General features: G+C 70.5%; 20 protein-coding genes. 8 read left to right on the top strand and 12 right to left on the bottom strand.

Translation table 11 applies throughout. The features are described from left to right. The first annotated feature begins 108 nt into the window (after window positions 1–108). The 3 genes from pth (at window position 109) to ACFYXH_RS10595 (ending at window position 2083) form a co-directional block, all read left to right on the top strand. On the top strand, window positions 109–702 hold the full coding sequence (gene pth / locus ACFYXH_RS10605) for an aminoacyl-tRNA hydrolase (RefSeq protein ID WP_389561699.1): 594 nt from the start codon (window positions 109–111) through the stop codon (window positions 700–702). Between the two features lie 55 nt (window positions 703–757). Further along, a complete protein-coding gene (locus ACFYXH_RS10600) occupies window positions 758–1228 on the top strand; it encodes a hypothetical protein (protein ID WP_389561698.1) in 471 nt (156 codons plus the stop codon). Window positions 1229–1402: 174 nt separating this feature from the next. Next, on the top strand, window positions 1403–2083 hold the full coding sequence (locus ACFYXH_RS10595) for an LPXTG cell wall anchor domain-containing protein (protein WP_389561697.1): 681 nt from the start codon (window positions 1403–1405) through the stop codon (window positions 2081–2083). Window positions 2084–2293: 210 nt separating this feature from the next. Here ACFYXH_RS10595 and ppc read toward each other — a convergent pair whose 3' ends face one another. Next, window positions 2294–5023, bottom strand: coding sequence for a phosphoenolpyruvate carboxylase (gene ppc / locus ACFYXH_RS10590; protein ID WP_389561696.1), 2730 nt, complete (start codon window positions 5021–5023; stop codon window positions 2294–2296). Window positions 5024–5237: 214 nt separating this feature from the next. Here ppc and ACFYXH_RS10585 point away from each other — a divergent pair, with 214 nt between their 5' ends. After that, complete coding sequence (locus tag ACFYXH_RS10585) at window positions 5238–6221, top strand: acyl-CoA desaturase (protein WP_389561695.1); 984 nt, start codon at window positions 5238–5240, stop codon at window positions 6219–6221. Next, window positions 6218–6907 carry a TetR family transcriptional regulator gene (locus ACFYXH_RS10580; RefSeq protein ID WP_389561694.1) on the top strand — a complete coding sequence of 230 codons (690 nt, stop codon included), beginning with the start codon at window positions 6218–6220 and terminating at the stop codon, window positions 6905–6907. The genes ACFYXH_RS10585 and ACFYXH_RS10580 overlap by 4 nt, the downstream gene beginning before the upstream one ends. Window positions 6908–7030: 123 nt before the next feature. Here ACFYXH_RS10580 and ACFYXH_RS10575 read toward each other — a convergent pair whose 3' ends face one another. Genes ACFYXH_RS10575 through ACFYXH_RS10555 form a run of 5 tightly spaced genes read right to left on the bottom strand, consistent with a single transcriptional unit; the run spans window position 7031 to window position 11730 of the window. Then, entirely contained in the window at window positions 7031–7738 is a 708-nt protein-coding gene (locus tag ACFYXH_RS10575) for a hypothetical protein (RefSeq protein ID WP_389561693.1), read from the bottom strand. Further along, complete coding sequence (locus ACFYXH_RS10570; RefSeq protein WP_389561692.1) at window positions 7735–9375, bottom strand: ABC transporter permease; 1641 nt, start codon at window positions 9373–9375, stop codon at window positions 7735–7737. The genes ACFYXH_RS10575 and ACFYXH_RS10570 overlap by 4 nt, the downstream gene beginning before the upstream one ends. Next, window positions 9372–10238, bottom strand: a complete 867-nt coding sequence (locus ACFYXH_RS10565) for an ABC transporter ATP-binding protein (RefSeq protein ID WP_389561691.1) — start codon at window positions 10236–10238, stop codon at window positions 9372–9374. The genes ACFYXH_RS10570 and ACFYXH_RS10565 overlap by 4 nt, the downstream gene beginning before the upstream one ends. A 17-nt stretch (window positions 10239–10255) precedes the next feature. Next, window positions 10256–11185 (bottom strand): zf-HC2 domain-containing protein, encoded by a 930-nt coding sequence (locus ACFYXH_RS10560; protein WP_389561690.1) that lies wholly within the window; start codon window positions 11183–11185, stop codon window positions 10256–10258. Beyond that, window positions 11182–11730, bottom strand: coding sequence for an RNA polymerase sigma factor (locus ACFYXH_RS10555; RefSeq protein ID WP_362682754.1), 549 nt, complete (start codon window positions 11728–11730; stop codon window positions 11182–11184). The genes ACFYXH_RS10560 and ACFYXH_RS10555 overlap by 4 nt, the downstream gene beginning before the upstream one ends. 283 nt (window positions 11731–12013) lie before the next feature. Between ACFYXH_RS10555 and ACFYXH_RS10550 the strand changes: the two genes are divergently transcribed. Further along, window positions 12014–12334 (top strand): hypothetical protein, encoded by a 321-nt coding sequence (locus ACFYXH_RS10550; protein WP_389561689.1) that lies wholly within the window; start codon window positions 12014–12016, stop codon window positions 12332–12334. Between the two features lie 168 nt (window positions 12335–12502). Here the strand turns inward: ACFYXH_RS10550 and ACFYXH_RS10545 are convergent, their stop codons facing one another. Both ACFYXH_RS10545 and ACFYXH_RS10540 read right to left on the bottom strand, forming a co-directional pair. Further along, window positions 12503–12862, bottom strand: a complete 360-nt coding sequence (locus ACFYXH_RS10545) for a VOC family protein (RefSeq protein ID WP_389561688.1) — start codon at window positions 12860–12862, stop codon at window positions 12503–12505. Then, window positions 12862–13683 (bottom strand): trans-aconitate 2-methyltransferase, encoded by an 822-nt coding sequence (locus tag ACFYXH_RS10540; RefSeq protein ID WP_389561687.1) that lies wholly within the window; start codon window positions 13681–13683, stop codon window positions 12862–12864. Before ACFYXH_RS10540 ends, ACFYXH_RS10545 begins: the two co-directional genes overlap by 1 nt. A 131-nt stretch (window positions 13684–13814) precedes the next feature. On the opposite strand from ACFYXH_RS10540, the gene tamR reads away from it, so the two are divergent. After that, window positions 13815–14312, top strand: a complete 498-nt coding sequence (tamR, locus tag ACFYXH_RS10535) for a MarR family transcriptional regulator TamR (protein ID WP_389561686.1) — start codon at window positions 13815–13817, stop codon at window positions 14310–14312. On the opposite strand, the gene ACFYXH_RS10530 is transcribed toward tamR, so the two are convergent. Beyond that, complete coding sequence (locus tag ACFYXH_RS10530; RefSeq protein WP_389561834.1) at window positions 14271–15050, bottom strand: LuxR C-terminal-related transcriptional regulator; 780 nt, start codon at window positions 15048–15050, stop codon at window positions 14271–14273. The two genes, tamR and ACFYXH_RS10530, sit on opposite strands and share 42 nt — an antisense overlap. A 245-nt stretch (window positions 15051–15295) precedes the next feature. Here ACFYXH_RS10530 and ACFYXH_RS10525 point away from each other — a divergent pair, with 245 nt between their 5' ends. Continuing rightward, entirely contained in the window at window positions 15296–15742 is a 447-nt protein-coding gene (locus tag ACFYXH_RS10525; RefSeq protein WP_389561685.1) for a GNAT family N-acetyltransferase, read from the top strand. 11 nt (window positions 15743–15753) lie between these two features. Here ACFYXH_RS10525 and galK read toward each other — a convergent pair whose 3' ends face one another. The 3 genes from galK to galT are packed head-to-tail and all read right to left on the bottom strand — an operon-like array spanning window position 15754 to window position 18892. Next, window positions 15754–16860, bottom strand: a complete 1107-nt coding sequence (gene galK / locus ACFYXH_RS10520; RefSeq protein WP_389561684.1) for a galactokinase — start codon at window positions 16858–16860, stop codon at window positions 15754–15756. Further along, window positions 16857–17843, bottom strand: a complete 987-nt coding sequence (gene galE, locus ACFYXH_RS10515) for a UDP-glucose 4-epimerase GalE (RefSeq protein ID WP_389561683.1) — start codon at window positions 17841–17843, stop codon at window positions 16857–16859. Before galE ends, galK begins: the two co-directional genes overlap by 4 nt. Before the next feature lie 5 nt (window positions 17844–17848). Then, window positions 17849–18892, bottom strand: a complete 1044-nt coding sequence (galT, locus tag ACFYXH_RS10510; protein WP_389561682.1) for a galactose-1-phosphate uridylyltransferase — start codon at window positions 18890–18892, stop codon at window positions 17849–17851. Between the last annotated feature and the right edge of the window lie 210 nt (window positions 18893–19102).

Below are 19102 nucleotides of genomic sequence, written 5' to 3'. Positions count from 1 at the left end.
GACGGGGTGGCGGGCTGCGGCCCGCCACCCCGTTTCCTGTATCTGTACCTCTACCTGCTGTACCTGTACCTGCTGTACGTATGCCGTATGCGAGGAGACGCAGCGCAGATGTCCGACGCGAACGCCCCCTGGCTCGTCGTGGGCCTCGGCAACCCCGGGCCCGACTACGCCGCGAACCGGCACAACGTCGGGTTCATGGTCGCCGACCTCCTCGCCGAGCGCATCGGCGGCAAGTTCAAGCGTGCGCAGAAGGCTCAGGCGCAGCTCGTCGAGGGCCGGATCGGCCCGCCGGGTCCGAGTGGCCGTCGGGTTGTGCTGGCCAAGCCCATGTCGTACATGAATCTCTCCGGCGGTCCGGTCACGTCGCTGCGTGACTTCTACAAGGTGCCGACCGCGAATATCGTCGCGATCCACGATGAGCTGGACATCGACTACGGCGCGCTGCGGCTCAAGCTCGGCGGCGGTGACAACGGGCACAACGGTCTGAAGTCGATGACCAAGTCGATGGGCGCGGACTACCACCGGGTGCGGTTCGGGATCGGCCGTCCGCCGGGCCGGATGCAGGTCGCGGATTTCGTTCTGAAGGACTTCTCGTCCACGGAGCGCAAGGAGCTGGCGTATCTCGTGGACCGCACGGCGGATGCGGTGGAGTGTCTGGTGACTGAGGGCCTGGAGCGGGCTCAAAGTACGTACAACTCCTGAAAAAGCCGGGCCGCGAGTTGACCGGGCGCGTGTGCATGGCCAAGGATCGCGGGCCATGAGCCCGAAGCGGACCCGCATGCTCCTGTACGGCCAACGGGCGGCGATGGCGTGTGTTGCCGCGCTGCTGCTCGTCGCCGGCGTCTGGTCGTCCTGGGGCACGGCTCAGCACGTCCTGCTGGCCAAGGGCCGTGAACACGGCACCCTGAAGATCGCCAGTTGCGGCAAGGACACCTGCACGGGCCCGTACGTGCCCGAAGACCCGGCCGCTCCTCCCCGCTCCGGCGTGACCATCGACAAGTCGGTTGCCGTGCGGAAGGGCGCGAAGCTCGCGGTCGTGGTGAAGCCCGGTACGGACGAGGTGGTGCGGACGGGCACGGCGGGCGCTCTGTTCGCCTGGCTCCCACTCGGCGGCGCGCTGATTCTGGCCGGTCTGGTGATCGGCGGCGGACTGCGGCTGACGCGCGTGGCCTGGGTAACGGCGGCGGCGGGCGGGGCGCTGCTGGTGGGGGCGTTCTTCGCGCTCTGAACGATCCGGCTCCCTTACCGGAACGTCACGTTCACCTGATCGTTATCCAGGACTATTGGGACAAGTGTCAGCGCTTGGGGCGGATGCGTCACCAGGTGTCTTGACCGGCCCGCGGGTTCACAGGACGCTGAGCCGCCCCCCACGGCATCCGTCCTCTCTCACGTTGGATTGCCCATGCGCACCCTCACATCCTCCGGCGCACTGGTGGCGGCAGCGGCGCTCTCGCTGCTGGCCGCGCCTTCCGCGCTCGCCACCCCTCCCGGCGACAACGGCACCGTGAAAATCCACGATGCCAAGACCGGTGAAGAACTCCGCAAGAACGAGCCGCACGTCTGCTCCTTCTATCTCGACGCCTTCGGTTTTGACGCCCGCCAGCAGGTCGACTGGCACATCGAGGCCTGGGCCCCGACCGCCGACGTCAAGGGCGAGACGGTTCAGTCCGGTTCGCTGACGCTCGACGGCGACGGCCACGGCAGGACCACGGATCTGGGTCTGCCCGACGGCCACTACAAGCTGTTCTGGAACTTCGACGGCGAGCACGGCCGGGCCAAGCACAAGGTCTTCTGGACCGACTGCGGAAGCGAGGACTCCAAGCCGGACGACAAGCCGAGCGCCACGGTGAGTGACAAGCCGGGCGAGCAGCCGAGTGAACAGCCGTCCACGCCGGCCACCCCGGCCCCGACCGCCGCGGGCGACTCGAAGCCGAGCGTGGCGCCGAGCGCCGACGGCACCTCTGGCGACCTCGCCGAGACCGGCAACGGCGCGCCCATCGGCATGCTCGCGACGCTCGCGGCCGCGCTGGTCGCGGGCGGCGGCTATCTGCTGGCCCGTCGCCGCACGGCCCAGCGGCACTGAGCAGCGCCGAGAGGCGCTGAGAGGCGCTGAGAGGCGCTGAGAAGGGTGCCCCCGCCAGGAGAGACTCCGGCGGGGGCACCGTGTATCGCATACCGGTGGTTGTCCCGTCGCGCGGCAACGGGTGCGGGGCGCAGCCCCGGGATGCACCGGGACGACGGATGCCCCGCACCTCACGGCGCGGGGCATCCGTCATACATCTGGCCGCGGGCGTCAGCCCGTGTTGCGCAGGCCCGCCGCCACACCGTTGACCGTGAGCAGCAGCGCCCTCGACAGCAGCGGGTCCGGCTCCTCGCCGCGCTTTGCCGCCGCGCGCTGGCGGGCGAGCAGTGAGACCTGGAGGTAGGAGATCGGGTCCAGGTACGCGTCCCGGATGCCGAACGTCTGTTGCAGCGCGGGGTGGGAGTCGAGCAGCTGCTCACCGCCCGTGATCCGCAGCACCTCGCGTACCGTCAGCGCGTGCTCGGCCTCGATGGTGGCGAAGACGTGCTTGAGGTTCTCGGGCACGAGCGTGTCGACGTAGTGCCGGGCGATCCGCAGATCGGTCTTCGCCAGCGTCATTTCGACGTTGGCGATGAAGTTGCGGAAGAAGTGCCACTGCTCGTGCATCTCGTCCAGGACCGTGTCCAGGCCGGCCTCGCGCAGCGCCTTCAGTCCTGAACCGACGCCGAACCAGCCGGGCACGATCTGCCGTGACTGCGTCCAGCCGAAGACCCACGGGATGGCGCGGAGGCCGTCGAGACCGGCGCCGGAGTCCGGCCGCCGGGACGGGCGCGAGCCGAGGTGGAGGTCGGCAAGCTGGTCCACCGGGGTGGCTGCGAAGAAGTACGCGGGCAGGTCCTGGTCCTCGACCAGACGCCGGTAGGCGGCGTGCGCGGCGTCCGACACGGTGTCCATCGCCGCGTCCCAGCGGGCCAGCGCCTCGTCGGACTGGCGCGGCGCCGTGTGCAGCGCGGAGGCCTGCAGTGTGGCCGCGACTGTGAGTTCCAGGTTCTCCCTGGCGAGCGACGGGATGAGGTACTTGTCGGAGATGACCTCGCCCTGCTCGGTCACCTTGATCTCGCCCTCGAGTGTTCCCCACGGCTGCGCGAGGATCGCGTCGTGGGAGGGGCCGCCGCCGCGGCCGACGGTGCCGCCGCGGCCGTGGAAGAGCCGCAGCCGTACGCCGTACCGGTGTGCCACGTCTCGCAGTCGCCGCTGTGCCCGGTGGATCTCCCACTGCGAGGTGGTGATGCCGCCGAACTTGGACGAGTCGGAGTATCCGAGCATGACCTCCTGGACGTCGCCCCGGAGCGAGACGAGCCTGCGGTACGAGGGGTCGGCGAGCATCGCGTCGAGGATGACGTCCGCGGCCTTCAGCTCGTCGGTCGTCTCCAGCAGGGGCACGATTCCGATCTTTGCCCAGCCCGCGTGCAGATCGATCAGACCGGCCTCGCGTGCGAGCACCGCCGCCGCGAAGACGTCGTCCGCGCCCTGGCACATCGAGATGATGTACGACTCGATGACTTCGGGCCCGAAGCGTTCGAAGGCCTCCTTGACGGTGTGGAAGACGCCCAGGGTCTTCTCTCCTGCGGCGTCCAGCGGCGCGGGCGTCGGGGCGAGCGGCCGTCGTGAGCGCAGTTCCTTGGCGAGCAGCTTCTGCCGGTAGTCGCGCGGCATGTCGGCGTATCGCCAGGATTCCTCGCCGAGCCGGTCGAAGAGCTGCCCGAGCGCGTGGTGGTGCGCGTCGGCGTGCTCGCGTACGTCCATCGTGGCGAGCTGCAGTCCGAAGGCGGCGAGTGTGCGGATCGTACGGTCCAGGCCGCCGTCGGCGAAGAGTCCGCCGCGGTGTGCGCGGAGCGACGTCTGGATGAGGGTGAGGTCGTGCAGCAGTTCGGCGGTGCCGAGGAAGTCGCGGCCCGCCTCGTGCGGTGTGCCCTTGGCGAGGCGCTCTCGGGTGTTGACGAGCTTCTGCCGGATGCAGGTGGCCTTGAGGCGGTAGGGCTCTTCGGCGTTGAGCCGCTTGTAGCGGGGGCTGATCTCGGGCAGCCGCTCGAGGTCGGTCTGCAGTGATGTCAGCAGCTCTTCCGTCGCGCCCGCGTAGCGGATGGAGTTGGAGAGCAGTCCGCGCAGATGGTCGATGACCGCGATCGCGTCGGTGATGCCGTGCTCGTGCTGGAGGATCAGCACTTCCCAGGTCACCGCGGGGGTGACGTTGGGGTTGCCGTCGCGGTCGCCGCCGATCCAGGTGCCGAAGGTCAACGGCCGGGTGCCTGCGGGCAGTTCGACGCCGACTCGTTCCAGCTCGGCGGACAGGTCCTCCAGCACGTCGCCGACGGCGCCCGCGTGCAGCTCGTCGAGGTAGTAGATGGCGTTGCGTGCCTCGTCGGCGGGCTCGGGCCGCACCACGCGCAGCTCGTCGGTCTGCCAGATGAGGTCGATGTTCTCGGCCAGCCGGAGATCGTGCCGGCGCCGGTCGGCGGCGATGACGGGGGTCTCGAGCAGCTCGGCGATACGGCGGAGCTTGTTCAGTACGGAACGCCGTGCCGCTTCGGTGGGGTGCGCGGTGAACACGGGCCGGACGTTCAGGTTCCTGACGGTCTCGCGCAGATGCTCGGGGTCGGCGTCCTTGAGCATGTCCGCCGTACGGGACAGCAGTCCGCCTTCGGCGGCGCGCCGCTCGCGCATCTCGTGGCCGCGGTGCACCTGCTCGGTGACGTTGGCGAGATGGAAGTAGGTGGAGAAGGCGCGCACCAGCTTGGCCGCGGTCTCGAGGTCGGTGTCGCCGAGCAGCTCGGCTGCGGCCTCACCGTCGCTGCGCGTCAGTGCGCGGACCCGCTCGACGAGCTCGAGGAGCTCGGGGCCCTCCTGCCGGACGAGGGTTTCGCCCAGCAGATCGCCCAGTCGGCGGATGTCGGCGCGCAGCTCGGCGCTGGCGGTGGGGGTCTGGTCGGCACTGCTCACAGGTGCGGCTCCTTGCAGTGTTTGAGCACGTCTGGAGGGTTCTGGAGGCTGCGGACCGCGCTGTCCGACGACACCCAGGATAGGTGTCCATTTCCCTGACGTTATCCACAGGTCTCTTGCCGCGGGGCCGCGCACCTGCATACTTACGATGGCGTAGGTTACGCATCCGTAGCCTCGATCTTCAGTCCCATCTCTCACCCCACAGGGGACCCTCATGGCCACAAGCCCGCATCTGCTGGACGACGCCTCGAAGCCGTCGGAAGCCGACGATCTCCCCTTCGCCACGCTGGGCGGGGACAAAAAGCGGTCGCTGGAGCAGATCGCCCTGCTGCTGTTCATCACGGTGCCCTTTGTCGCGCTGCTCGCCGCGGTGCCGCTGGCCTGGGGCTGGGGTGTGAGCTGGCTGGATCTCGGCCTGCTGGTGGCGATGTACTACATCGGCTGCCACGGCATCACAATCGGCTTCCACCGCTATTTCACCCATGGCTCCTTCAAGGCGAAGCGTCCTCTCCGGATCGCTCTCGCGATCATGGGTTCACTGGCGGTCGAGGGCCCGCTGGTCCGCTGGGTGGCGGACCACCGCAAGCACCACAAGTTCTCCGACGCGGAGGGCGACCCGCACTCGCCGTGGCGCTTCGGCGAGACCGTGCCGGCGCTGATGAAGGGCCTGTGGTGGGCCCATATCGGCTGGATGTTCGACGAGGAGCGCACGTCTCAGCACAAGTACGCACCGGATCTGATCAAGGATCCCGCGCTCCGTCGCATCTCCCGCCACTTCATCTACTGGACGATTCTGTCCCTCGCGATCCCGCCCCTGGTCGGCGGCCTGGTCACGATGTCCTGGTGGGGCGCGTTCACGGCGTTCTTCTGGGGTTCGCTGGTCCGTGTCTGCCTGCTCCACCACGTCACCTGGTCGATCAACTCCATCTGCCACGCGGTCGGCAAGCGCCCCTTCAAGTCCCGCGACCGCTCGGGCAATGTGTGGTGGCTGGCGGTGCTGTCCTGCGGCGAGTCCTGGCACAACCTCCACCACGCCGAGCCGACGAGCGCACGGCACGGCGTGCTGCGCGGCCAGATCGACTCCAGCGCCCGGCTGATCCGCTGGTTCGAGCAGCTGGGCTGGGCGTACGACGTGCGCTGGCCGGATGCGTCACGTATTGATGCCCGGCGCAAGATTGACGCCGCCGAGGCGGCATGATTGACGACGTGGCGATCGACGGCGGTAACAGCAGCACGGACAAGAACCGGCCCTCCGGGAGCCGGCGAGCGCGCCGCGTCCGTATGACGGGGGCGGAACGCCGGGAGCAGCTGTTGGACATCGGCCGCACCCTCTTCGCCGAGAAGGGCTTCGAGGGCACCTCGGTCGAGGAGATCGCCGCGAAGGCCGGTGTCTCCAAGCCCGTGGTGTACGAGCACTTCGGCGGCAAGGAGGGTCTGTACGCCGTTGTGGTGGACCGCGAGATGCGTCAGCTGCTGGACATGGTGACGAGCGCGCTGACCGCGGGGCATCCGCGTGAGCTGCTGGAGCAGGCCGCCTTTGCGCTGCTGGACTACATCGAGACGTACACGGACGGTTTCCGCATCCTGGTGCGCGATTCTCCGGTCGCCCAGTCGACCGGTACGTTCGCGTCGCTGATCAGCGATATCGCGACCCAGGTCGAGGACATTCTGGGTCTGGAGTTCAAGGCTCGCGGTTTTGATCCGAAGCTGGCGCCTCTGTATGCGCAGGCGCTCGTCGGCATGGTCGCGCTGACGGGCCAGTGGTGGGTGGACGCCCGCCGTCCGAAGAAGGCGGAGGTCGCGGCGCATCTGGTGAATCTGGCCTGGCACGGTCTGGGCAGCCTGGAGGCGAAGCCGCGGCTGATAGGGCACCGCAAGAACTGAGCGGCGCCGCCTCCGGCCCGGGTCCCGGGGCGAGCGCACGCGCGGCGTCAGCCGCGCCGTCCAGAGCGCGCGTCAGCCGCGCCGTCCAGAGCGCGCGTCAGCCGCGCCGTCCGGGAGCGCGCGTCAGCCGCGCCGTCCGGGAGCGCGCCACCCGACGGCGCGCCGTCCGGGGGCTGTCTCCCGGCACAGGGCGACCGCCGCGACGACCGCGACGCACAGCACCAGGGCCCAGACACGGCGCGACGGATCCCAGCCCGCCGACAGCGGCTGGGCGAACGGATCCAGGGCCTCCGGCAGCGGCAGCAGCACCGACACGATCACGCCCATCACCACCCCCGGCGCCGCCAGCGCACCGCCGCCGGTGCCCGCGCCGGTGCCGTTGCCCGTGCTGAGCCTGAACCCGAGCGCGGCGAGCGCGATCACCATCGCCAGCAGTGCCGCCGCCTCCAGGGTGAGGCCGGGCTGCGGAAGCAGTGGCCGCTCGTCCGGGTTCACCGCCATGGCGCCCAGGAGCAGCACCGCCGTCCAGCCTGCCGCCGCCCCGAGCAGCGCGACGAAGATCCGCAGCCCGTGCACCACCCAGCGCGGAGTCGGCACCACTTCCGTCGTACGGGCGGCCGGGTCGTCCAGCAGGAATGCCGCACCCACCGCGATCAGCACGGCCGCGGAACGGATCAGCAGGACGACGTCGATGAGCCGCATGCCGCCGGAGACCAGTGCGGGGACGCCCACCAGCAGCACCGCGGCCGTCACGGCGATCAGCAGCGGCAGTGTGCGTGCGGAGCGCAGCGCGTACGGCAGGAGCAGCGGGAACAGCCTTCGGGTGCTCATGCGCAGGCCCGCTCGCCGGCCGGCACCTGCGCCGGCGCGCGTACTCCGAGGAGCTCCGCGGCACGGTCGGTGGTGGTCCCGGTCGCGGTCAGTTCGCGCCATGACGCCTTCACCCGCTCGCCGATCCGGTCGGACGGCCCGTCCAGCAGCTTCAGCGCGAGCTCCCGTTCCCTGGCGTCGAAGTCGAGTCCGCTGGACGATTCGAGAACCAGCAGGCTCAGACCGCCGGTGGTGCGGCCGGTGAGGTCCTTGAGGGCGGCTTCGGAGTCGTCGGTGGCCTGGCCGGCGAGCCACAGGGTCAGTACGGCGCGGGCGCCGCAGACGGTGGTCCCGCCCTCTTCCCGCGGCAGCGTGCCCGTCACCACGCGGTAGGCGAACAGCGCCGAGAACTCGGCCACCGCGTCGCTCTCCGCGTCCTGTCCCGCATCGCCGGCACTCCACCAGGTGCCGACGGGAACGGCGCCCGGCGTCCCTTCCCGGCGGTCGTCGGCGTCCCAGGCGGTGTACGGCAGCGGCTTGTTGGCGTGTGCCTCGATGCCGTCCCGGAAGATCCGCTGGCGTACGGAGTAGCGGGCGTCGGCCACGGCGTCCGGGGTACGGGCGAGAACGCCGCGCACCACGCCGTCCCACTCGGTCACCCGCCCCTTGAACTCGGGGAACGCGCAGTAGGTGACGCCCTTCCTGGTCACGCACTGCTGGCCGGCGGCCGGGTGCTCGGTGACGTCGGCCCTGGCCCGTACGACACTGTCGGGCAGCGGCCGCATCTGCAGCGCGCCCGCGACCACGGCCACGGCCGCTGCCACGGCGGCGCACGCCCACAGCGGACGTGTGCCGCGGCGCGGCGGTTCGGGCGCCGCGCCCGGCCGGCCGCGCAGCAGGGCGCACGCGGCGAGCAGCACGGTGAGGCCGGTCAGCCACAGCAGATGCAACCCGGCCGGCCTGCCGACCAGCGCCGACGGCAGCGGCTGCACAAACTCGTCCTCGATGGCGACGACGGCGAGCCAGCGCCAGCCCGCGGTGTTCTGGACGGCGGCGATGAAGGTGAACACCGCGAGCAGGGCCAGTGCGAGCGAGGCCGCGGCGGGAGCCGGGAACAGTCGCGCGAGCAGCACCCCGAGGACTCCGGCGAGGAGCACCACAGCGGGGCCGGTCGCCACCTCGAGCCACTGGACGGTGCCGACGGCTCCCGGTTTGGCAGCGAGGTAGCCGATCCTGGCGAGGCTGAGGCCCGCGCAGAGCAGGGCCGCGGGGAGCACCGCCAGCAGATGGGCGAGGGTGCGGCCGCGGGCGCCGACGACAAGCACCTCGTACACCGGCTCCACGCCGTTTCGGACGGCCCGCAGCACACCGAAGTCGGCGGCGAGCAGGGTGCCTGCGGCGAGCAGCAGGGTCGGCAGCTGGATGTGGCGGGAACTGTCCTGCAGGACCGGGTAGCGGTTCGCCGCGTCCCCGGTCGCCAGGGCGTAGCCCCACAACGCGAGGTAGCCGGCCAGGGCGCCGAGCATCGCCGGGTGGCGCAGCAGGCGCAGCGCTTCCACGCGGGCCAGCGCGAGGACCGCGCCGCGCGTCCCGCTCTGCCCGGCCGGGGCTGCGGCCCGGTCCGCCCGGCCCCGGCGGGCGTCGCCGACGACGGTCATGCCGCGTGCTCCTTCTGGGCGGTGGCGTCGAGAAGCAGCAAGTAGCCGTCCTCCAGGGTGGGTTCGAGGAGGGGCGCGCCGGAGGGGGCGGTGCCGATGTTCCGTACGGTTCCGACTCCGGTGCGCCATCCGGCGAGCGCCCGCGGGTCCCGTTCGGCGCTGCTCCATACGCGGCCGGCGGCGACGGCCGCGAGCGCGGGCGGCTCGCCGTCGAACTTCACGGTTCCGTGGTCCAGTACGACGACGCGGCGACAGAGCGCGGCGACGTCCTCGGTCTGGTGGGTGGACAGCAGTACGGTGCGGCCGTCGCCGAGGTCGGCGATCAACTCCCGGAATCGCAGCCGCTGTTCGGGGTCGAGGCCCACGGTCGGCTCGTCCAGGATGAGGAATTCGGGGTCGCCGACGAGTGCCGCGGCGAGCGCGACCCGCTGGCGCATACCGCCGGAGAGCTGTTTGATCTTCTTGCCGCGCCGGCCCGGCAGCCCGACCGCGTCGAGTACGCGCAGGACTTCGCGGTGCCTGGCGGCGCGGTCGGTCAGCTCCTTGAGGATGGCGACGTAGTCGACGAACTCGAAGGCGGTGAAGGCCGGGTGGAAGCCGGGGTCCTGCGGCAGATAGCCGAGGCGGCGCCGGATCCCGAGCCGCCCCTCGGGCGTCCGCGGGTCCATGCCGAGCACCGAGATGTCGCCGCCGTCGGGCAGCGCCGCGGTGGCGAGTGTCCGCAACAGGGTCGTCTTGCCGGCGCCGTTCGGGCCCAGGAGCCCGGTCACGCCGGGTCCCAGGGTGAAGGACACCCCGGCCAGTGCCTTGAAGCTCCGGTAGTTCACTGCGAGTTCACGGACGGTGACCGCGGCTGGGCTCATCGGGATTTCCTTCCGGTTCACGCGCGTGCGTGCTGGGTGTCCCGGTCGTACCGGGTGCGGGTCAGGGTGATGGACAGGGCGGCGGCAAAGAGCACTCCGGCCGCGGACAGCTGTCCGGTGGCGCTCAGCAGCGCGTCCTGTACGGGCCCGAAGGCCGCCAGCAGGCAGAGCGTCCAGGCCCCGCCGACGACGCCGGCCGCCGCGGTGGGGTCGATGCGCGCCGACAGCGCCAGCGTGAGCGACGTCAGCGCGAGGGAGGGCAGCAGCCAGCCGAGCGTCTCCAGGGCGGGGCCGGGCAGCGCCACGGCCGCGGCGGCCGTGGGGACCAGGGCCGTGGTGACCACGGCGACCGTGCGCAGCATCAGCAGCCGCAGTCCGTACACGGGGGTGACGAGGGTGATCTCGTACATCGGATCGCTGCGCGGGCCGAAGGAGAGGGCGACTCCGATCACCGGCAGCGCGGGCGCCACCACGAAGAACGGCAGCGAGGCGGAAGCCGCGTGCCCGAGCCGGGCCACGACCAGGGCGAGCAGCAGCGTGACCACGGCTGCGGTGAGCCAGGAGCGGCGCAGTGCGGGTGTCGCGGTGATCAGCCGTGCCGTGTGGCCGGGTACCCGCAGCCGGTGCAGCGCACGTTCGGCGGGCCCTGGCCGGGGCACGTCCTTGGCGATGGCCAGCCGAGCCCATCCCGCCTCGGTGCGGGAGGTGTCGGCGTACGCGGCGAGCCGTGCCCGGCAGTGCGCGCACTGCGCCAGGTGCCCTTCGGCGCCGGCGAGAGCGGGCGGGCCGAGCTCCCCGGCGGTGTAGTCGCGCAGCAGGGCGTCCGGGAGGTGTACGCGGCTGTGCGGTACGGGGCGTCCCTGGCTCCCCCGGCTGCCGGTGTCCCACGGGGAAGTCATCGCCTGCTCCTCTCCTGCGCCCCTCATGTCCTCTCCTGATCCGCTCATGCCAGCTCCTTCCGGAGCCGCTGGCGTGCCCTCATCGCACGGGTTTTGACGGTGCCTGCCGGAATCCGCAGCACTTTCGCGGCCTCGGCGGTGGTGAGGCCGTCGACCACGGTGGCCTGCAGCACCGCCTTGAGTTCCGCCGGCAACTTCTCCAGGGCGTGGGCGAGTTCGCCGTGCGGGATGCCGTGCAGCGCCTCGTCCTCGGCGGAGGGCTGTTCCTGGTGCCGGAACCGGCCGAGTGCCCGGGTCAGCCGCTGCCGTGCGCCGTGCCCTCGCTGGATGTCGACGAGCCGGCGGGATCCGATGCGCCACAGCCAGCCGGCCGCGTCCGCGCCGTGCTCCTCGCGGTAGCGCGCGGTGCCCCGCCACACGGCGAGGAAGGTCTCCTGTACGACGTCGTCGACGACGCCGGGATCAGGACACCGGTACTGGAGCCGGGCGACCAACCACGGCTCGTAGCGCCGGTAGAGCAGCTCGAAGGCACGGCTGTCGCCGTCCTCCACCGCGCGCAGCAGGTCCCCGTCACTGGGGTGCTGCCCCTCCACGTACGCCACATCCCCTCATCGGACGGGCGGGTCGGATCGGTTCACGGAAGTCGGAGATTCTTTTCCGGCCCCTGCCCCCCACCAGCATTCAGCCAACCGTGGCTCTGTACAGGCCATTTACCCGCCGTTCCGCAGACCACTTTTCGACCATTGGCCGCTGAACTACACATAGGCCATTCGGAACTCTTTCGTCCCCCCTCGCCACAGACGTACCTTCGCCATCGCTCGGGCCCGACCAACCCGAGGACGGGTCCGACCAACCCGAATGAAGAGGGGAATTCGCATGCCCAAGAACCTCAAGTCACTGGCGCGCCCTGCCGCCGTCCTCATGGCCACTGGAGCGATCGCCGGAGTGATGGGTGTCGCTCCGGCAGCCGCCGCGCCCGCCCAGGCCACCGCCGTCCCGTCGTGCATCACCATCAAGAACACGTCGAGCTGGGCCACCACGACGACGCGGGTGACCAACAACTGCCGTGGGACGTACCGCTACTACTTCAAGTGGGACCGGCACACCGACGGCCCCTGTGAGACCTACAGGCCGGGCCACTGGCACTCCGAGACCGTGGCCATCACCGCGCGCTTCGCGGGTCTCGGCGGCTGCTGATCCGGCTGCCTGTCCCCTGACCGGTCCGGCTGCCCGTCCGGCGGCTGATCCAGTCGGTCCGAGCGGCTGACGTCGCACCGCACCAAGGCGAGGGGCCTTCCCTGAAGCCCTACTCCAGGGAAAACCCCTCGCCGACCGTAGTGCGCGTCGGTCCGCGCATGCCCGCTGCTACGCCGGCTCCAGGAACTCCAGCCGGTTGCCGACCGGGTCCTCCGAGTAGAAACGGCGGTGACCCGGGAGGCCATCGTCCCAGACCACCTTCGCGCCGCGCTCCTCCAGCCGCGCCGCATACGCCTCGATGCCCGTGACCCGCAGTCCGGGGTGGGCCTTCCTGGCGGCCCGGAAGTCCGCCTCGATGCCGAGATGGAGCTGGACGGGACCCTGCTGGAACCAGCAGCCGCCGCGGGCCGCAAGCACGGGAGGCTTGGGGATTTCCGTCATACCCAGGACATCGGAGTAGTACGCGCACAGAGCGTCCTCCGAGCCGGGCGGCGCGGCCAGTTGGACGTGGTCGACGGCGGTGAGCATCAGAACCCCTTTCGCCCGACGGCGAAGATCCGGCGGAACGGGAACACCGTGCCGTGCGGGCCCGGCGGATACGCCTTGCGGAGCAGATCGCGGTACTGGCCCAGGAATTCGGCCTCGGCCGTGACGTCGTCGCCGAGCGCGGTGAGGACCGGACGCAGCGCCGTGCCCTTGACCCAGTCCAGCACCGGATCCTCCCCGGCGAGGAGCTGGAGATACGTGGTCTCCCAGACGTCCGCCTCGCAGCCGAGGTTCACCAGGTGGGCGAGGTAGTCGGCAGGGTCCAGGATGTGGACGAAGCGTCGCCCGCGGTCTCCGAGCCGGCCGCGCCACTGCGGGGCTTCGCAGAGCTCGCCGAGGAGGGCGTGGCTGGGGGAGGTGAAGTTGCCGGGGACTTGTAAGGCGAAGGTGCCGCCGGGAGCGAGTCCCTCGATCCAGACCGGGAAGGACTCGGGATGGTTCGGCACCCACTGCAGTGCCGCGTTGGAGACGATCAGGTCGTACGGCTCGTCGGGCGTCCAGTGCGCGGCATCGGCGGGTTGGAAGTCCAGCCAGCCGCCGCCGGGTGTGGCACCTGCGTGCTCCTTCTCCGCGATCGCGAGCATCTCCGGAGAGAGGTCGAAGCCCGTGATGTGGGCGGTGGGCCAGCGGTCGGCGAGGAGCGCGGTGACATTGCCGGGTCCGCAGCCGATGTCCGCTATACGGGCGGGACGGTCGCCATTGGGCAGCCGGGGTATTCGGGCGAGAAGGTCCACGAATGGGCGTGTGCGGTGCCCGGCGTAGCGCAGGTACTGCTCTGGATCCCAGGTTGGTGCGGAATGCATGTTCGAGCCCCCTTGCAGGAACGGTGTGCCGAAGCGGAATGAGGTTCCGGCCCGACCATGCCCAAGCCTGCGCCCGAATATATCTTGATGTCAAGAGACTTCACGTCGACAGACCCTCTACACTGATCGACATGGAGGACGAGGTCGATCGACTGGTCGCAGCATGGCGCCGTGAGCGCCCCGACCTCGACGTGGAACCGCTCGAGGTACTCAGCCGCGTCTCCAGGCTCGCCCGCCATCTCGACCGGGCCCGCCGGCTCGCCTTCTCCGAGCACAATCTGGAGCCGTGGGAGTTCGACGTACTCACCTCGCTGCGGCGCGCGGGGGCTCCGTATCAGCTCTCACCAGGACAGCTGCTGACCCAGACCCTGGTCACCTCCGGCACCATGACCAACCGCATCGACCGGCTCGCCAAGAAGGATCTGGTCGAGCGGCTGCCCGACCCCAGCGACCGGCGCGGTGTGCTGGTGCGCCTCACGCCCGAGGGGCGGGACCGCGCCGACCAGGCGCTGGCCGGGCTGCTTGCGCAGGAGCGCGCGATCCTCTCCGAGCTTTCCCGGGCGCAGCGGGCCGAACTGGCCGCGCTGCTACGCCAGTTGACCGCCCCGTTCGACAACATTCCCGGCTAGGTCGACCGGACCGACCCCGGCGCGGCGCGCGAGAGCGACCGCGGCGAGCGTGGAGTGCACGCCCAGCTTCCCGAGAACGTTCTGCATATGCGTACGAACGGTGTGCGGAGACAGGAAGAGGCGCTCGGCCACTGCTTTGCGCCCCAGGCCAGCGACCATGCAGCGCAGCACCTCACGCTCGCGCGGCGTGAGCGACTCGACGAGCTGTTCACTCTCGGTGCGGTGCTTGCGGGCCGCGGTCAGCTCTCGCAGTACGCCGGTGAGCAGAGCGGGGGGCAAGTGGGTCTCGTCCCTCAGCACTCCCCGTATCACCGCGAGCAGCCGCTGCAGCGAGCAGTCCTTGGCGACCCAGCCGGAGGCGCCGGCCTGGAGAGCGAGCGCGGCGCGACGCGGGTCGTCCTTCTCGGCGAGCACGACCGTACGGACGGCGAGGTGGCCGGAACGGACGCCGGCGACCAGGGAAATACCGTCGACGACACCCCCCTCGCCGTTGTCGGACACGGCACGGGCGACGGCTACGGCACGACCGCCCGGCACCGCGAGGGCGCCGAGGTCGGCGTCGACCAGCATCACATCGAATCTGCGGCCGTCGGCGGCCGCCCGCTCCAGGCACCGCAGCGCGGCGGGGCCGCTGCCGGCCGCGGCGACATCCACATCGGGCTCGGCCGCAAGAGCGGCGGCGAGTGACTCGGCGAAGATGCGGTGGTCGTCCACCACCAGAACCCGGATACGAACCACAGACACCCCCAGTGTCGGAGGACGGACCGGCGCGGGGTACGCCGCCCGGGAAATTGGGGTAGTTCAGCGGTCGCTCGGCCGCCGCCGTGCTGTGACTGATACCCCGCCCCGGGCGTCGTACCCGACTGTCTCGCCCCCTGATCAACACCGGCCCCCACCGGTGCTGAGCATCAGCGTACGGCTGGGGGCCCGGAGCGGAAGGCTATTTGCAGAACTGATTGGCCAGGGTGTTTAGGGTGGGCCGCATGTTTCGTATTGCGACAGAAGTCGACAAAGATCGGCGGATGCTGCTCGGTGAGCGGCTGGACCAGAGCAACTCGGGGCGGTCACCGGCGATACGGGAGTTGCGGGGTACACCGCACGACGACGAAGTGCCGCTGGAGGTCTGGGCGCTCGAACCGGGCACGGCCGAGCTGGCGGGCGGACTGACGGCACTCACCTGGGGACGCTGGCTCCATGTGGATCTGCTCTGGGTCGCGGACACCCATCGCGGCACGGGCCTCGGCACGCGGCTGCTGGACGAGGCAGAACGGACGGCCAAGCAGGACCGGGGCTGCGTGTACGCACGCCTGGAGACCTGGGACTTCCAGGCGCCGGAGTTCTACCGCCGGCGTGGGTACGAGGTGGTGGGCAGGGTGGACGACTACCCGCCGGGGGCAACGGAGTTCATCCTCACGAAGCGGCTGGCGTAGCGGCCGAGGGCTCACGACAGGCGCGTCGCGCCCCGGGAAGGCATCGCCGGGAAGATCCTCGGCTCCGCGTGGCCGGCGGACGCGAACGCCTCCAGGACCGACTTCGTCACCGTCGGCGTCGTCGGCACATCCGTCAGGACGATCGCCGAGCCGCCGAAGCCGCCGCCCGTCATCCTCGCGCCCAGCGCGCCCGCCGCCAGCGATGTGTCGACCACCAGGTCCAGCTCCGGGCAGGAGACCCGGAAGTCGTCCCGCAGCGAGGCATGCCCCTCGGTCAGCACCGGGCCCATGGCGCGCACCTCGCCCGCCTCCAGAAGGGCGATCACCCGCTCGACCCGGTGGTTCTCGGTCACGATATGCCGCACCAGGCCGCGCACCTCCGGATCGTCCAGCCGGTCCAGCGCCTGGGCCAGGCCCTCGTACGGAACGTCCCGCAGGGCGGGAACGCCGAGCGCCGCCGCCCCCGCCTCGCAGCCCGCGCGGCGTTTGCCGTACTCGCCGTCGCTGTGGGCGTGCTTGACGCGGGTGTCGACGACCAGGAGTTCCAGGCCCAACGCCGCCAGATCGAAGGGGATCTGGCGCCGGGAGAGGTCCCGGGTGTCCAGATGCAGCGCGTGCCCGTCCGTGCAGCACGCCGAGGCCGTCTGGTCCATGATCCCGGTGGGCGCGCCGACGTAGACGTTCTCGGCACGCCGGCACAGCCGGGCCATCCGCCACCGCTCCAGGCCCAGTTCGTACAGGTCGTTCAGAGCGAGAGCCGTGACGACCTCGAGCGCCGCCGAGGAGGAGAGGCCCGCGCCCGTGGGCACGGTGGACTCGTAGTGCAGATCCGCGCCACCGGCCGGGTGGCCCGCCTCGCGCAGCGCCCAGACGACGCCCGCAGGGTAGTCGGTCCAGCCGCCCGCCCCTCGCCCCGGCGCGAGGTCCCCGACGCGCAGCTCGACCGGGCCGCCCTCGACGTTCGCCGAGTGCAGCCGCAGTACGCCGTCGTCGCGGCGCGCCGCGGTGACGACCGTGGTGTGGGGCAGCGCGAAGGGCATCACGAAACCGTCGTTGTAGTCGGTGTGTTCACCGATCAGGTTCACCCGGCCGGGGGCCGCCCACACACCGTCACTCATGACGCGTTCTCCCTCCCACGGGCAAAGGCCCAGGCGTCCGACACGATGCCCGCCAGGTCGGCGCGGCTCGGCTGCCAGCCCAGGAGTTTGTGCGCGGTGGCCGCGGAGGCGACGAGCACCGCCGGGTCGCCGCCGCGGCGCGGGGCCACGACCTCCGGGACCGGATGGCCGGTGACCTTGCGTACGGTTTCGATGACCTCGCGGACCGAGAAGCCGTTGCCGTTGCCGAGGTTGCAGATGAGGTGCTCGCCGGCGGTCGGCGCGTCCAGCGCGAGCAGATGCGCCTCGGCGAGGTCGGCGACATGGATGTAGTCGCGGACGCAGGTGCCGTCCGGGGTCGGGTAGTCGTCGCCGAACACCGAGATCGACTCACGCTTGCCGAGGGCGACTTGAAGCACCAGCGGGATGAGATGCGACTCGGGGTCGTGACGCTCGCCGCAGGTGATGTTGCCCGACGGGCCGTACGCGCCCGCCACGTTGAAGTACCGAAGGGAGACGGCCGCGAGGCCGTGCGCCACGGCCTCACCCGTGATCATGTGGTCGACGGCGAGCTTGGACGCACCGTACGGGCTGGTGGGGGCCGTCGGGTCGGTCTCGGTGATCGGCGTGGAGACCGGTTCGCCGTATGTCGCCGCGGTGGACGAGAAGACCAGCTTGCGCACGCCCGCGTACCGCATGGCGGCAAGCAGCGCCATGGTCCCGCCCACGTTGTTGGTCCAGTACTTCTCGGGGTTCACCACCGACTCGCCGACCTGCGAGAAGGCCGCAAAGTGCAGCACCGCGTCGTACGAGGAATCCAGCCACTTGGCCGCATCCTGGATCCGGCCCTCGATGAACTCGGCGCCCGCCGGAACCCCTTCCAGGAACCCGGTCGAGAGGTCGTCGAGCACGGTCACCCGGTGGCCGGCCTCCAGCAGATGCTGCGCCACCACGCTGCCGACGTATCCCGCGCCACCCGTTACCAGGTACTTCTTCTGCGGCATGCCACTCACTCGCTCGCTACCTCTCGCAGTCGCTCGGCCGCGGTTTCCGGCGGCACGTCATTGATGAACACGCTCATACCGGACTCGGAACCCGCGAGGAACTTCAGCTTGCCGGAAGTCCGGCGGATGGTGAAAAGCTCGAGATGAAGCCCGAAGTCACTCCGGTTGACATCAGCGAAGGGCGCCTGGTGCCAGGCCGCGATGTACGGCGTCGGCGGCTCGCCCGTACCGAAGATCCGGTCGAAGCGCCTCAATAGTTCCAGATAGATCTGTGGGAACTCTGTGCGCGCCGCGTCGTCCAGCGCCCGAAGGTCCGGAACACGCCGCAGCGGGTACAGATGCACCTCGTACGGCCAGTGCGCCGCGTACGGCACGAACGCGACCCAGTGCTCGCCCTCCAGCACCACCCGTACGCCCTGCTCACGCTCGCGGGCGACCACGTCGTCGAAGAGATTGCGGCCGGTTTCGGCCCGATGTCCGGCGGCCGAGCGCAGCATCAGCGCGGTGCGCGGGGTGACGAAGGGGTACGCGTAGATCTGGCCGTGCGGGTGCCCCAGCGTCACCCCGATCTCCGCGCCCCGGTTCTCGAAGCAGAAGACCTGCTCCACCTGCGGAAGTTCGGCGAGCTCGGCGGTGCGGTCGGTCCAGGCCTCGAGCACCAGCGCGGCCTGCTCCTCGCCGATGTCGGCGAACGAGGCGTCGTGGTCGGAGGTGAAGCAGACGACCTCGCAGCGGCCGGAGTCGCCGGCCAGGGAGGGAAAGCGGTTCTCGAAGACGGCGACGTCGTAGTCGGCGGCCGGGATCTCGCTGAGGCGGCCGTCCCTGGACGGGCAGAGCGGGCATTCGTCGGCCGGCGGATGGTAGGTGCGGCCCTGACGGTGCGAGGCGATGGCGACCGAGTCGCCGAGCAGCGGGTCGCGGCGGATCTCGGAGGTGGTGGAGATCGGGTCGAGCGGCCGCCGGTCCACGGCGTCGCGTACGGCGTCGTCGCGGGAGTCGTAGTAGAGCAGCTCACGACCGTCGGCGAGCCGGGTCGACGTCTTCTTCACTCTGGAGCTCCCTCAGCCTCCCAGCAAACAGAACCGCACATAACAAATCACAAGCCAACAGTCATCGTCAATGGGCATGCAGCATGCGCTTACTTAGGACATTTCAACCAGATGGGCCATGCGAAACAGGCGAACCAGGTGAACCAGGTGAGACCCGAGCCGGCCGTGCCGATCTTCGGTACGAGGACGTCGGTGACCAAGCCCGAGGTC

Origin of the sequence: Streptomyces sp. NPDC002730, assembly GCF_042888805.1 — a bacterium.
Taxonomy (GTDB): Bacteria; Actinomycetota; Actinomycetes; order Streptomycetales; family Streptomycetaceae; genus Streptomyces.
The sequence above is the reverse complement of the archived record's forward strand: the minus strand, read 5'-3'. Positions and strand labels throughout refer to the sequence as shown.